Origin of the sequence: Paracoccus sp. (in: a-proteobacteria) (genome assembly GCF_032007265.1) — a bacterium.
In the GTDB taxonomy this organism is placed as follows: Bacteria; Pseudomonadota; Alphaproteobacteria; order Rhodobacterales; family Rhodobacteraceae; genus Paracoccus.
Genome location: NZ_DALZMB010000004.1, coordinates 62,477 through 76,402 on the forward strand (window position 1 = coordinate 62,477; position 13,926 = coordinate 76,402).

Annotated in this window: 14 protein-coding genes and 1 pseudogene; 10 read left to right on the forward strand and 5 right to left on the reverse strand. The window is 59.3% G+C overall.

Going from position 1 to position 13,926, the window contains the following annotated elements; genetic code table 11:
* The first annotated feature begins 33 nt into the window (after positions 1–33).
* Positions 34–1,521 (forward strand): leucyl aminopeptidase, encoded by a 1,488-nt coding sequence (locus RTS12_RS02070; protein ID WP_312524996.1) that lies wholly within the window; start codon positions 34–36, stop codon positions 1,519–1,521.
* Positions 1,522–1,525: 4 nt separating this feature from the next.
* Positions 1,526–1,975: a DNA polymerase III subunit chi gene (locus RTS12_RS02075; RefSeq protein ID WP_312524998.1), complete on the forward strand. Its 450-nt coding sequence runs from the start codon at positions 1,526–1,528 to the stop codon at positions 1,973–1,975.
* A 1-nt stretch (position 1,976) separates the two neighbouring features.
* On the opposite strand, the gene RTS12_RS02080 is transcribed toward RTS12_RS02075, so the two are convergent.
* Positions 1,977–2,552, reverse strand: a complete 576-nt coding sequence (locus RTS12_RS02080; RefSeq protein ID WP_312525000.1) for a TIGR02281 family clan AA aspartic protease — start codon at positions 2,550–2,552, stop codon at positions 1,977–1,979.
* A 172-nt stretch (positions 2,553–2,724) separates the two neighbouring features.
* On the opposite strand from RTS12_RS02080, the pseudogene RTS12_RS02085 reads away from it, so the two are divergent.
* The 8 genes and pseudogenes from RTS12_RS02085 to RTS12_RS02120 form a co-directional block, all read left to right on the forward strand.
* Positions 2,725–2,946, forward strand: a pseudogene (locus RTS12_RS02085) (twin-arginine translocase TatA/TatE family subunit); the annotation flags it as partial.
* A gap of 129 nt (positions 2,947–3,075) precedes the next feature.
* Positions 3,076–3,708, forward strand: a complete 633-nt coding sequence (gene tatB / locus RTS12_RS02090; protein WP_312525002.1) for a Sec-independent protein translocase protein TatB — start codon at positions 3,076–3,078, stop codon at positions 3,706–3,708.
* Positions 3,709–4,599 carry a twin-arginine translocase subunit TatC gene (gene tatC / locus RTS12_RS02095; protein ID WP_312525004.1) on the forward strand — a complete coding sequence of 297 codons (891 nt, stop codon included), beginning with the start codon at positions 3,709–3,711 and terminating at the stop codon, positions 4,597–4,599.
* Positions 4,592–5,461, forward strand: coding sequence for an ATP-binding protein (locus RTS12_RS02100; RefSeq protein WP_312525006.1), 870 nt, complete (start codon positions 4,592–4,594; stop codon positions 5,459–5,461). Before tatC ends, RTS12_RS02100 begins: the two co-directional genes overlap by 8 nt.
* 305 nt (positions 5,462–5,766) lie before the next feature.
* A complete protein-coding gene (locus tag RTS12_RS02105) occupies positions 5,767–6,870 on the forward strand; it encodes an ABC transporter ATP-binding protein (RefSeq protein WP_312525008.1) in 1,104 nt (367 codons plus the stop codon).
* Between the two features lie 25 nt (positions 6,871–6,895).
* Positions 6,896–7,975, forward strand: a complete 1,080-nt coding sequence (locus RTS12_RS02110) for an ABC transporter substrate-binding protein (protein WP_312525010.1) — start codon at positions 6,896–6,898, stop codon at positions 7,973–7,975.
* A gap of 154 nt (positions 7,976–8,129) precedes the next feature.
* A complete protein-coding gene (locus RTS12_RS02115) occupies positions 8,130–9,431 on the forward strand; it encodes an ABC transporter permease (protein WP_312525012.1) in 1,302 nt (433 codons plus the stop codon).
* Between the two features lie 3 nt (positions 9,432–9,434).
* On the forward strand, positions 9,435–10,388 hold the full coding sequence (locus RTS12_RS02120) for an ABC transporter permease (RefSeq protein ID WP_312525014.1): 954 nt from the start codon (positions 9,435–9,437) through the stop codon (positions 10,386–10,388).
* Positions 10,389–10,453: 65 nt separating this feature from the next.
* Here RTS12_RS02120 and RTS12_RS02125 read toward each other — a convergent pair whose 3' ends face one another.
* From RTS12_RS02125 to RTS12_RS02140, 4 genes are all read right to left on the reverse strand, one after another.
* Positions 10,454–11,398 carry an AEC family transporter gene (locus tag RTS12_RS02125; RefSeq protein WP_312525016.1) on the reverse strand — a complete coding sequence of 315 codons (945 nt, stop codon included), beginning with the start codon at positions 11,396–11,398 and terminating at the stop codon, positions 10,454–10,456.
* A complete protein-coding gene (locus tag RTS12_RS02130) occupies positions 11,395–12,195 on the reverse strand; it encodes an MBL fold metallo-hydrolase (protein WP_312525018.1) in 801 nt (266 codons plus the stop codon). Before RTS12_RS02130 ends, RTS12_RS02125 begins: the two co-directional genes overlap by 4 nt.
* Positions 12,192–12,992: a TatD family hydrolase gene (locus RTS12_RS02135; protein ID WP_312525020.1), complete on the reverse strand. Its 801-nt coding sequence runs from the start codon at positions 12,990–12,992 to the stop codon at positions 12,192–12,194. The genes RTS12_RS02130 and RTS12_RS02135 overlap by 4 nt, the downstream gene beginning before the upstream one ends.
* Positions 12,993–13,007: 15 nt before the next feature.
* Positions 13,008–13,926: DNA polymerase III subunit delta' (locus RTS12_RS02140; RefSeq protein ID WP_312525022.1), on the reverse strand; the 919-nt coding region annotated here is incomplete at its 5' end.

Genomic DNA, 13,926 nt, shown 5'->3' on the forward strand with positions numbered 1-13,926 from the left:
CGACAGGCAATTTTCCTCTGCTAGAGAAGTTCAATGACCAGCCCCGTAGAAATATCCTTTACCGCAACTGAAACCAGCGGTCTTGCCCAACGTCAGGGTCGCCTTGCGATTTTGATCGGTGAGACCAACCGACTGCCCGCCGGGCTGCCGCGCAACACCCGCGATGCCGTGCAGCGTGCGCTTGATTCGGCAGGTTGGAAGGCGGTCAAGGCAGGTGGTGCGCTTGAACTGGCCTATCCCGCCGGTCTGGCCGTCGAGGCGCTGCAACTGGTCAGCCTTCCCCGCAAAGCCAGCGTCGCCGAAGCCCGCAAGGCAGGGGCCGCGATTGGCGCGCAGCTGGGCAAGGTCGAAACCACCGTTCTTGCGGATAAGCATCCGCTGGCGGCCGAGCTTGCCTTGGGGCTGGCGCTGCGTGGCTATACCTTTGACGTTTATAAAACGCCCAAAGCTTCCGAAAACGAGGCAGAACTCGATACCGAGGCGCGCCCGCATGTCACCATCATGAGCGCCGAGCCCGAAGCCTTGGCCCGCCGCGCCGAGTTGGGCGCCGCGATTGCCGAAGGGGTGTGCTTCACCCGCGATTTGATCAATGAGCCCGCCAATGTGCTGACGACCTCGGATTTTGCCGATCGTCTGCTTGCGATGCAGGAAATCGGCCTTGAGGTCGAGGTTCTGGACGAAGACGAGCTGGCCAAGCTGGGGATGCGCGCGCTTTTGGCCGTGGGCATGGGGTCAGAGATGCCCTCGAAAGTCGTGGTCATGCGCTGGAACGGCGGCAAGGACGAGGCCCCGCTGGCGCTGGTCGGCAAGGGCGTTGTCTTTGATACCGGCGGTATCTCGATCAAGCCCGCAGGTGGCATGGAAGAGATGACCATGGATATGGGCGGCGCGGGTGTTGTCGCAGGCGTCATGCGCACTTTGGCGCTGCGTCGCGCAAAAGCCAATGTCGTCGGTCTGGTCGGTCTGGTCGAGAACATGCCGGATGGCCGGGCACAACGTCCGGGCGATATCGTGAAATCGATGAAGGGCGACACGATCGAGGTGATCAATACCGACGCCGAGGGGCGTTTGGTGCTGGCTGATGTGCTTTGGTACGCACAAGAGCGCTTCAATCCTTGCGCGATCGTTGACCTTGCGACGCTAACCGGCGCGGTCATCGTGGCGCTTGGCCACGATCATGCCGGGATTTTCTCGAATGATGATGCGCTGGCCGAAGCCGTGCTGGGGGCCGCGAAATCCGAGGGCGAGGGCGCCTGGCGTCTGCCTTTGGCCCCCGCCTATGACAAGCTGATTGATTGCCGTCTGGCCGATATGAAAAACTCGGGCGGTCGCGCAGCCGGTTCGATTACCGCGGCGCAGTTCCTTCAGCGGTTCATCCGCAAGGATCAGCCCTGGGTCCATATCGATATCGCGGGCGTGGCCCTGCCTCCGACTGCCACGACGCTTGCGCCCAAAGGTGCGACGGGTTGGGGCGTCATGACCCTGGACCGCATGATCCGCGACAATTACGAGACGAAATAATTCGATGGGCGCTGCGCTTTTCTATCACCTGACCCGCTCTGCCCCCGAGGCGCTTTTGCCGATTTTGCTTAGCAAAAGTCTGGCGGCCGGTTGGCGTGTGGAATTGCGCAGTGCCCATCGTGGCGCGCTGGAACGTCTGGATGAAAGCCTGTGGCAGGGGGACGGTTTCCTGCCACACGGGCTGGCAGGCGGGCCTTTTGATGCGCAACAACCCGTCCTTTTGACCCAAAACCGGCAAGAGGGCGTCAATCAGCCCTCTTGTCTAATGGTGGTTCACGGCGCCGAGGTCACGCCAGAGGATTGTCGTCCGCTTGAGCGCAGCTGCATCTTGTTCGACGGCAATGATCCCGAGGCCCTAGATCGCGCCCGCGCGCAATGGCGGCTGCTGACCCAGGCCGGGATCGAGGCACAATATTGGAGCGAAGCCAGCGGCCGCTGGGAGCGCAAGCAATAGCCTAGCGCTCGAGTACCAGCCTGTCGCTTTCGATGCTGACGCGGGCAAAGCGGGCAAGATAGCTCATGCCCAGCAAGGATTGGCCCAAGTCGCCATCGATCACCATGGCCATGACGTTTTCATCATGGATATCGCCGATCTCGAAGCTGCGGATGACCACGGGCGCGGTGGCGACAATGCCATTGGCGGTCCGCGCCTGCGAGATAAAGGCCAGATTGGCCGTATCGATGCCGATCTTTTGCGCCTCATCGCGACTAAGAGCGATGGTCGTGGCGCCAGTATCCACAACGAAATCAACGGTTTTCCCATTCAACTGGGCGCTAAGATAGTAATGCCCGTCAGGGCTGACCGGAATTTCGATCCGCCCGCCCTCGAACACCTGTTGGCGCGGGGAGACGGTCTGCGAGATCTCGCTCCACAGGCCCGCGACGGCGATTGTTCCCGCGAAAATCAGCCCCCAGGCCAGAGCCTGACGCATGGTCTGTCCCGGCTTCGAGCGAAACTCGACGACCAGAAAGCCACCCACGGCGACAAGCAGCAATACAAGATAGGCAAGGCGGGGCAAATCGTTGATCATCTATCCATCTGCTTGAAGCTTTTGGTCCCAAAGGACGCCGTGCCGCGGTGCGACTGATACCCACCCGAAAGCGCCAATACCCGCGACCAAGGGCAGATCACGCGTTTGGGGGTTTCGATCATCGCTCTGACAACCTATATGCTAGGGCATCTGTTCTATCGCAAGGGTCGCAATGGCCCTGCAACGGAGGAATAATATGCACGCACCTTCTCCTATGGCCCTGTTGCTGATCGCAATCGTGGTGCTGGTCCTCTTCGGTCGTGGTAAGGTCTCGTCGTTGATGGGCGAAGTCGGTAAAGGTATCACTGCCTTCAAAAAAGGCGTGAAAGAAGGCGGCGAAGAAGCCGACCGTGAAGCCGCGGCTGAGCTGAGCCCGCAAGCCGAGCTGGAAAAAGCCCGCGCCGAACTGGCTGCTGAGCGCGCAAAGCTGGAAGCTGATCGTGCCCGTCTGTCCGCTGATGCCGATCTGCGTGATGTGACGCCGACCGATTCGACCAAGCTCTGATCCTGTTCGGGCGCCACCATGTTTGATGTCGGTTGGAGTGAGCTATTGCTCATCGGCGTCGTCGCGTTGATCGTGATCGGCCCCGAGGATTTGCCTAAGCTGTTCCGTACCCTCGGACGTATCACCGCGCGTGCGCGGTCCATGGCGCGTGAGTTCACCAGCGCGATGGAAGATGCGGCGAAATCCTCGGGTCTGGAAGATGCGGCGAAAACGTTGAAAGACGTCAATTCGCTGACCTCGAAAAAGGCGCTTGGCCTGGACGCGCTGGACCGCGCGGCTGAACGTTTCGAGAAATGGGACCCGTTGAATCCCAAGACCGATAGCGCCTCGACGTCGATGAAGCCCGATCCGGCCGCCCCGGCGCCCGTGTCAGGCACGACGGCCCCAAGCTCTGGCGTTGTGACCGATGGTCAGGCTGATGCGGTCTTTGCACCGACGCCAGCAACGCCGCCGGTATCGGCTTCCGCATCGGCCAGCGCGACTTCGGCTGCGTCCAGCAGCCTGTCCACACCCTTGCCGCCGCCGCCCGCTGTCAGCCCGGTGCTTGGCTCGGGCCCCACGCCTGCCGCCAATGAGGCACCCGGCAAGCGGCGCCTGCATGCCGTTCGTCGCAGCGATCTTGACGGCGCAAACGACAAGAAAGGCGATTGAGTGGCGAGCAAATCTGCCAAGCCGGCATCCCAAGATATTGATGACAGCTCTGCGCCGCTAATCGAGCATCTGGCCGAGTTGCGCACCCGCCTGATCTGGGCGGTTCTTGCTTTCGTCATTGCGATGGTCCTGTGCTATTTCATCTGGAATCCGATTTTCGACTTCCTGACGCAGCCCATCTGTCACGCCCTTGAAAAGCGCAATCAGGCCTGCGGGCTGATCCTGCTTAAATTGCAGGAAGGCTTCTTTGTGGCCATGCGGATCGCCTTTTTTGGCGGCTTCGTTCTGGCCTTTCCGGTGGTTGGCTATCAGCTGTGGCGCTTTATTGCGCCCGGTCTTTATCGCAGTGAAAAAAACGCCCTGCTGCCGTTTCTGATCGCATCGCCGATCATGTTCCTGCTGGGCGCGTCCTTTGCCTATTACGTCATTCTGCCTTGGGCCTTTGACTTCTTCCTGGGGTTCCAGCAGGGGCCGACCGTGCTGCCCGATGCCACCGCTGCGGTTGGCGAGGCTGCCAAGGCCACTGCCGCGCCATCTGGTGGGGTGGGGGTCGCGGTCGACAACCCTTGGGCGGGTATCGTCTTTCAGGGTTCGGTCGAGGAATATCTGACGCTGACGACCAAGTTCATTTTGGCCTTCGGTCTGTCCTTCCAGTTGCCGGTCGCGCTGACGCTAATGGGCAAGGCGGGGCTGGTGTCCTCGGAAGGGCTGGCATCGGTGCGGCGCTACGCCGTGATCGCCATTCTGGTCCTTGCGGCCATGGTCACGCCGCCTGACGTTATCAGCCAGGTCGTGCTCTTTACCGTGATCTATGGACTTTACGAAATCTCGATTTTCCTCGTGCGCCGCATCGAGCGTAAGCGCGAAGCCGAGGAGCAAATGGATGGCTGACGGATCTGATATGACGGCATTCGACCTTTCGGCGCTGAATCGCATCGCCGAGGCGCTGGAGCGTATGGCGCCCCCGCCTGCGCCCGAACCAAGTTTTGCAGAGGCATCAGCCTATATCTGGCAACCGGACCCCGATCGTCTGGTGCCGGTTGAAACCGTCAGCCGGGTCGATCTGGTGCAACTGATCGGGATCGATCGCGCACGCGATACGCTGATGGAAAACACCCTGCAATTCGCGCGTGGCTTTGCGGCGAATAACGCGTTGCTTTGGGGTTCGCGCGGGATGGGTAAGTCTTCATTGGTGAAGGCCGCCCATGCCGAGGCCGTCAACCAAGGCCTGCCTTTGGTGCTGGTGGAAATCGCACGCGAGGACCTGGATTCGGTCGGCCGTCTCTTGGCCATTCTGGCTCGCGCCAAGGACCGCCGCTTTGTGCTGTTCTCGGACGATCTGTCGTTCTCGCATGACGATACCCAGTATAAATCGCTTAAGGCGGTCCTCGACGGCGGCCTGGCTGGCCGCCCCGAGAACGTGATCCTTTATGCAACCTCGAACCGGCGTCACCTGATGCCGCGCGACATGATCGAAAACGAGCGCTCGACCGCGATCAATCCGGGCGAGGCCGTCGAGGAAAAAGTCTCGCTTTCGGACCGCTTCGGGCTGTGGCTGGGCTTCCATCCCTGCTCGCAAGATGACTATCTGGCGATGATCGACGGCTATTGCGCCGCGCATGGCCTGGTTGTTGCAGCCGAGCAGCTGCGTGCCGAGGCAATTGAATGGCAGGCGACTCGGGGCTCGCGCTCGGGCCGTGTTGCTTGGCAGTTCTTCACCGACCTTGCAGGCCGCCACGGCATTACCTTGTAATCAAATCGGGCTGGGGCGGGCATTTCGCGCGATCTTCTGCCCCAATTCATGCAATTCTTAAAAAAGGCAGCCCGCAACGGCTGCCTTTTTTATGTTTTATCGGCCACCTGCATCGTGCCGGTTGATGCATGAATTCGACAGATTTTCCCGGAAATCGTGCGATTCGCGCAGGAATATCGATCATAACCCTTCATTTCATACGCTTTTCTGCTGATGCGACTTTCCGCAAACCCCTGTTGCCAAGCGCGTGATCGGCTGCGTAGTCTGGACGGGCGGTAACTATAACCAAAAACAGGGAGTCCGCATTGACGACGCCGACAAGTGACGACGCCTTCGTCGTCTTCGACCACGTACAAAAAAGCTACGACGGCCAATCTCTCGTCGTAAAAGACCTTAATCTCTCGATCGGTAAGGGCGAGTTTCTGACGATGCTTGGGCCTTCTGGCTCGGGCAAAACCACCTGTCTCATGATGCTGGCCGGTTTCGAGACCGCCACCCATGGCGAGATTCGCCTGGATGGGAAAAACATCAATGACGTGCCGCCGCATAAACGCGGGATCGGCATGGTGTTTCAGAATTATGCGCTGTTCCCGCATATGACTGTGGGCGAGAACCTTTCCTTTCCGCTGGAAGTCCGCGGAATGTCCAAATCCGAACGCGAAGAACGCATCATTCGCGCGCTGGATATGGTGCAAATGGGCAGCTTTCGCAATCGCAGGCCTGCGCAACTATCGGGCGGGCAGCAGCAGCGCGTAGCCTTGGCTCGCGCGCTGGTTTTTGATCCCAAACTGGTGCTGATGGATGAACCGCTTGGCGCGCTGGATAAACAGCTGCGCGAACATATGCAGTTTGAAATCAAAGCCCTGCATGATCGCCTTGGCATTACCTGCGTCTATGTCACCCATGATCAGGGCGAGGCGCTGACCATGTCGGACCGGATCGCTGTCTTTAACGACGGGCGCATCCAGCAGCTTGCGCCCCCGTCCATCCTTTATGAAAAGCCGGAAAACCGCTTTGTCGCGGGCTTCATTGGCGAAAATAACGCCCTTCCCGGCACGATCGAGCGGTTGGAGGGGGATAAGGCGCTTGTGCGGCTTGATAACGGCGAGCTGATCGATGCAACCGCCGTCAATCAGCATGAAAGCGGGCGCAAAACCCTGGTCTCGATCCGGCCCGAGCGCGTCGAATTCAAACCCGAGATGATGCCAGCGGGCGCGCATACTTTGGAAGCCGAAGTGCGCGATGTTGTCTATATGGGCGACATTTTGCGGGCACGTCTGATTGTGGCGGGCTCGGACGATTTCGTGATGAAATACCGCAATACTCTGGGCCAAACCCGTCTTAGCGCGGGTCAGCGTATCAAGATCGGCTGGCATCCGCAGGACGCGCGGGCGCTGGATCCGGCATAAAACCAACACAACACGGGAGAGTAAATTGAAGAAGACACTTGTTCTGACCTCTGCTCTGGTCGCGGTCGCCTGGGGCGCTCAGGCGCAAGACAAGCAGATGAATCTGCTGTCCTGGGGTGGAGCATATGGCAATAGCCATGTGCAGGCCTATGTGAAGCCTTTCGAGGCCGAAAAGGGCATCAAAGTCACCGTAAGCGACGCCGACAACCCTGCCACGCCGATCAAAGCCATGGTCGAGGCGGGCAACGTTTCGGTTGATGTGGCTTCGGTCGAATATGCCGATGCGGTGCGTCTGTGCGATGAAGGTTTGCTTGAGCAGATCGATCCTTCGATCCTGGTCCCTGCCGAGGATGGCACTTCGGCCGCTGATGATTTCATCGCCGGCGCTGTGACCGATTGCTTTGTGGGCACTGACGTTTACTCGATGGCGCTGGCCTATGACGATACCAAATTCGCCGATGCCAAGCCGTCAAACCCGGCCGATTTCTTCGATACGGCAAAGTTCCCGGGCAAGCGCACCATGCGCAAAGGTGCGAAATTCAACCTTGAATTTGCCCTTATGGCCGATGGCGTTCCCGCTGCGGATGTCTATGCCACGCTTGGCACGCCAGAAGGGGTCGACCGTGCCTTCAAAAAGCTGGATCAGATCAAAAAGGACGTGATCTGGTGGGAGGCAGGCGCCCAGCCGCCGCAGCTTTTGGCGGATGGCGAAGTGACCATGGCCTATGCCTTCAACGGTCGTATCTTCACTGCTGCGCAGGAAGAGAAAAAGCCCTTTAAGATCGTCTGGGATGGCCAGATCTACGAGATGGAAGGCTGGGTCGTTCCGAAGGGAGCCAAGAATATCGAGGCCGCCAAAGAGTTCATCGCCTTCTCTACTGCGCCTAAAAACCAGGCTCGGGCGGCGGAATTCATCAGCTATGGCCCGCCGCGTAAATCGGCAGCGGCAATGGTGGGCAACCTTGAGGGCACGGATGTAGCCATGGGGCCGAACCTGCCGACCACGGCAGCGAATATGACCAATGCGCTTGGTTCGAACCTGGACTTCTGGGTTGATCATGATGGCGAGCTGAACGAGCGCTTCAGCTCGTGGCTGGCACAGTAAAATTGCCAAGGTCGGCCCGCTTCGGGCCGGCCTTTTCTCTGCAAGGGCGCCAAAGACTGCGTCCATTCACAAGGCGGAACAACCGCCACAATATCGGCCCTTGGCCCGCCGCAACAGGATGGGAAATCGGGTCGAACAGGGTTGAAGGAACGACATGGCCCAAGCGCTTGATCCCCATGCCGCCATCGTAACCGAGGCCGTAGGCCTTGCCGAAGGGGGTAGTTTGACGACAGCGGATGGCCAGCCGCTGACCCGCGCCCTAGCGCGGAGCTCGCGACGTGCAAGGCGGCGTGCCTTGCTGTTGGTGCTGCCACTTTTGCTGTTTATTCTGGTTACTTTTGTCTTTCCGATCGGTCAGATGTTGCAGCGATCGGTCAAGAATGACGGCTTTTCAGCCAATATGCCGCAAATCAGCGCCTGGTTTGCCGAACATCCACGCGGCACCGCGCCTGACGAGGCTGCCTATGCCGCTTTGGCCGCAGATCTGAAATCCTCGGCAGATGCCCGCACCATCGGCACGGTCGGCACCCGCATCAACTATGACCTGCCAGGATCGCGTTCGCTGTTCACTTCGGCTGGCCGCAAGGCAAAGACGGGCTTCGAGCCGCCCTTTGAGCAGGCTATTTTGGCGCTGGACCCGAAATGGGGCGATACTGCGCTGTGGTCGGCCATGCGCGAGGCATCAAGCCCTTACACCGCGAATTTCTATCTTGCCGCGCTGGACCGGACCCACAACGAGCAAGGCGAGATCGTTAAGGTCGCGGCCGATCAACAGGTCTATGTGATGCTGTTCAAGCGCACGATGATCTTGTCGGCAGTGATCACCTTAACCACGTTTCTGCTTGGTTTTCCGATTGCCCATTTGCTTGCGACACTGCCGCTTCGAAAATCCAACCTGTTGATGATCCTTGTGCTTTTGCCGTTCTGGACGTCACTTTTGGTGCGAACCACCGCCTGGATGGTCCTTTTGCAGCAGCAAGGTGTTATCAATGACTTTCTGGTCTGGCTGGGTGTGATCGGCAATGAGCAGCGCTTGCAGATGATTTATAATCAGATGGGCACGATCATCGCGATGACCCATATTCTGCTGCCCTTTATGATCTTGCCGCTTTACTCGGTGATGCGCACGATCAATCCCAGCTATGCGCGGGCGGCACGTTCGCTTGGGGCGACCAGCTGGACGACCTTCCGCCGGATCTATTTTCCCCAAACCTTGCCGGGGCTTGGGGCGGGGGCTTTGCTCGTCTTTATCTTGGCGATTGGCTATTACATCACGCCCGCTTTGGTCGGCGGATCCTCTGGGCAGCTGATCTCGAACATGATCGCAATGCACATGATGCAAACGCTGAACTGGTCGATGGCTGCGGCGCTTGCCGCCCTGTTGCTGGCAGGAGTTCTGATCCTTTACTGGGTCTACGACCGCCTTGTTGGCATCGACAATCTGAAACTGGGGTAAGACATGGCGCTTCCGACTTATGCATCCCCGCTCGAACGCATTTGGCATTATGCCTATCTGGTGATCTGCGGGCTGATTTTTTTCTTTCTGATCGCGCCGATTGTCGTGGTCATCCCGCTGTCGTTCAACGTCGAACCCTATTTCACCTTTACCGAGAAAATGCTGTCGCTTGACCCCGAGGGGTATTCGCTGCGCTGGTATGATCGGCTTTTGACCTTCGGCATGGCCAACCCCGAGGCTCCGCGTGGATGGGCGTGGTGGGTTGATGCCTGGCACAATGCAAGATGGGTGAATGCGGCAAAAAGCTCGATCATTATCGGGGTTTGCGCAACGATCGTGGCGACGGTTCTGGGCACACTTGCGGCCCTGGGATTGTCGCGCCCCGAGATGCCTTATCGCCGTATCATCATGGCGGTCTTGATCTCGCCCATGATCGTGCCGATCATCATCACCGCAACGGGCATGTTCTTTTTCTATTCGAACCCATGCGAGCCACTTAGCTGGATCGGGCTCGAGCCAAGTTGCGGCAAGCTGGCGGGCACCTATCTGGGCGTCATCTTGGCACATGCGACCTTGGGCATCCCATTTGTCATCATTACCGTGACGGCGACGTTGATCGGTTTTGATCAGTCCCTGGCGCGTGCGGCGGCCAGCCTTGGTGCCAATCCGCGCACCACGTTCTTTCGCATCATCATGCCGCTGATCTTGCCGGGCGTGATCTCGGGGGCTCTTTTCGCCTTCGTCACATCGTTTGACGAGGTCGTGGCCGTGCTGTTCATCGCAGGCCCGGATCAACAAACCATTCCGCGCCAGATGTGGACGGGGATCCGCGAGCAGATCTCTCCGGCAATTCTGGCCGTGGCGACGTTGCTGGTCATTTTCTCAATCGCTTTGCTGGCGACGGTCGAATTGCTGCGCCGGCGTAGCGAAAGGCTAAGAGGTGTCAGCCCACGCTGATATCCAAAGATCCGACGAGGGACGGAGGAGGGGGCGCGCCACTGGCAGCGCCCCTTTTCCGTTTGCTATGGCAGTACCGAGAGCCAGAACCAGATCGTCACGATGGAAAGAGCCGTCGAGATAAGCACGGTCGATGCCGCAACCCGCTTTGCCGCGCCATATAGCGATGCAAAAAGATAAGCATTCACACCCGGTGCCATGCTGGCGGTGATGACTGCCGAGCGCATGGCCGGAACCTGCAGATCAAAAAGCCGCCCCAAAGAAAAGGTGACGACTGGATGCAGCACAAGCGAGCACAGACAGCACAGCGCGATTGCCTTGCCATCACCCTCGGGGCGATAGCGAAACAGCACGCCCCCCAGGCCAAACAGCGCAGCCGGCAGTGCCGCACGTGCCATCATATCGGCCGCCGCCCAAAACCCTGCGGGCAGCACCAGCCCGGCGTTCAAAAGGATATTGGTCACCACACCGCACAGAATGCCAATGACCAGCGGTGTGCGAAAAACCCCCGTCAGCGCCCGAGAGGCGATTTTGCTGACAGACAGGTTCTGGCCACGGGCGCGCGTGAACTCCAGCATCGTTATACCAAAGGTATAAAGAAGCGGTGAATGGATCGAGATGATCGCAAGGTTGCCCGAGATTGCCTCGCTGCCATAGGCGCGTTCCATGATCGGAATGCCAAGAAGCAAAGAGTTCGAAAACAGGCAGCAAAAGCCGATGGCCACGCTATCTTCGGGATTGCGCGCCAGAAAGCGCCGCGCCACGAACCAGCCCACAAAATAGGACAGAAAGGCGCCGGCGTAAAAGGCCAGCCACATCGCCCCGTTAAAATCCCCGATCAGATCCAGACGCGAGATATTCGCAAACAGCAGGACCGGAACCGCGAAGTTCTGAGCAAAGCGCATCAAACCATCGACTGCGCTTTCCGAGAACATGCCTCGCCACGCGACGAAATAACCAAAACCGATAATGATAAAGACAGGAAGAATGACGTCGACAAGGATCGTCATTTAAACGTCACCACCATTCCGTCATAGGCGGGTGAGATATGATCGGGCGTGTCTCGGCAGACTTCGGCGTAATCCATATCGATATGCATATTGGTCAGAACACCGCGTTTGGCACGCGATCTCTCGATCCATTCCAACGCCAGCGCAAGATGGGCATGGCTGGGATGCGGGGTATGGCGCAGCGCATCACAGATAAAAATCTCGCAATCATCGATGACTGGCCAGCACTCATCAGGGATGCTTAACACATCGGGCAGATAGACCAGCCCCCCATCGATCCCGGCGACGTGAAACCCCAGCGCCGGGATGCCGCCATGATCGACCTCGAAGGGGGTAAAGTGGATCTCTCCGCCTTTGCCATTCACGGTGAAGGGTCCGCCGATGCGGTGCAATTCACAAATGGGGGGATAGTGCGACCCCTCGGGGGTTTCAAAAATATAACCAAAGCGCGCAATCAGTGCATTGGCGGTGGTGCGATCCGCCCAGACCGGCATGATCCGCCCCATGTTATAAACGATCTGGCGCAGATCATCGATGCCGTGGATGTGGTCGGCATGAGGATGGGTGTAAAGCACGCCGTCCAGCTCGCCGATATTGGCCGACAGCAGCTGGGGCACCATATCCGGGCCAGTATCAATCAAAATGCGGGTCACGCCCTGATCTGACTCGCGTTCGATCAGCAGCGAGCAGCGGCGGCGGCGGTTCTTTGGGTTGGTCGGATCGCAGGCACCCCAGCGATTACCCAGCCGCGGCACCCCCCCGGATGATCCACAGCCCAGAACCGTCGCCCGGATCATGATGCGGCCTTTGAAAACAGCCGATCAAAATTGGCCGTGGTCAGAGCCGCAAATTCAGCCTCGCTTAGGCCAAGCGTCTGTGCGCCGATCCGTGCCGTGTGAACGACATAAGACGGCTCGTTGCGCTTGCCACGATAGGGCGGGGGTGCAAGGTAGGGGGCATCGGTTTCGACCAGAATGCGGTCGCGCGGCGCGGCGGCAAAGATCTCGCGGATCTCGTGGGATTTGGGGAAAGCTGCGATACCGGACATCGACAGATAAAAACCCAGATCCAGCGTTGCGCGCGCAAGTTCCGCGCTGCTGGTAAAGCAATGCATGACACAGGAGAAGGCGCCCGCACGGTGCTCGTGCGTCAGGATGCGCGCCATATCCTCATCGGCATCGCGCGAATGGATGATCAAAGGCAGGCCGGTCTGACGCGCTGCCTCGATATGGATCAGCAGGCTTTCAATCTGACGACCGGCGCTTTCGGGGGTATAGTGATAATCAAGCCCGGTTTCGCCAATACCCACAAATTTCGGATGACGCGCCAGCGCAACCAAGGTTTCGACCGACACCAAAGGCTCTTCGGTGACAGACATCGGATGGGTGCCGGCGGCGTAAAACAGTCCGTCATGGGCTTCGACCAGCTGTCGGACAGCGGGCTCATTCTTCATCCGGGTGCAGATCGTGACCATGCGCGTCACGCCCGCGGCCTTTGCCCGCAGGATCAGCTCATCCTGCTGGCCAGCGAAATCTGCAAAGTCGAGGTGGCAATGACTGTCGACAAGTTGGGGCAGAGGGGTGGTTTCGGTCATCTTGGCCTGATCCGATTAAAGTGCCGGGCGGTTTGCCAGCCCAAGCAGCATATCCATCACCAAAGCGGAAGGGTCAAGGTTAACGGCCCGTCCCGCACGTGCGCGCGCCGACAGCTCGGCCTGTGCCGTGGCCCAATGACGCGCAGCTAAATCATGAGGCGATAGGCGGGCCAGGACCTCGGCCTCGCCATTGGCTGCCTGCGGCAGGGGGGGGCCCATCAGACCCGCAATGGCTGCGCGCGACAAGAAGCGGTCAAGAAGGGTGACGATCAGATCAAAGGGATCGCCATCGGCCCCCGCGCGCGCCGCAGCCGTTTCCGCCAAGGCCGCAGCCTTGCGCCGATCCATCTGTGACGAGGATGCGAAAAGATCGACCAAGCGTTGGTACAGCTCGATGCCGTTTTGACCGGTCAGGCGCAAAGCCTCGCCAGCGGATCCGCCCGAGAGCGCTGCCAGCTTCTCTGGATCGCCGGGGGTGTCTAGCCGTGCCAGAACCTCGCCAATCTCGGACGGGCTTAGCGGAGAAAGCCGCAGCTCGCGGCAACGAGACCTGATGGTCGGCAAAAGACGCGCCGGCTGATGCGAGATCAAAAAGATGATCGCGTCTTTTGGCGGCTCTTCGAGGATTTTCAAAAGCGCATTCGCGGCCGAGGTGTTCATCTCATCCGCAGCATCAATGATCGCAACACGGCGCCCGCCTTCGGCTGCGCTCATGTGGAAAAACGACAGCAATTTGCGGATTTCCTCGACCGTGATTTCCCCGCGCAAACGCCCGGTTTTTTCGTCTACCGGGCGGCGGATCAGCTGAAGCCGGGGCTCTGACAGGGCTGAGATCCTGCGGGCAATCGGGCTATGCAGGCTGGCATCCAAATCAAGGTTCGGCTGATCGGACAATAACCAGCGGCTGAGCGCCCAAGCGAGCGTCGCCTTGCCG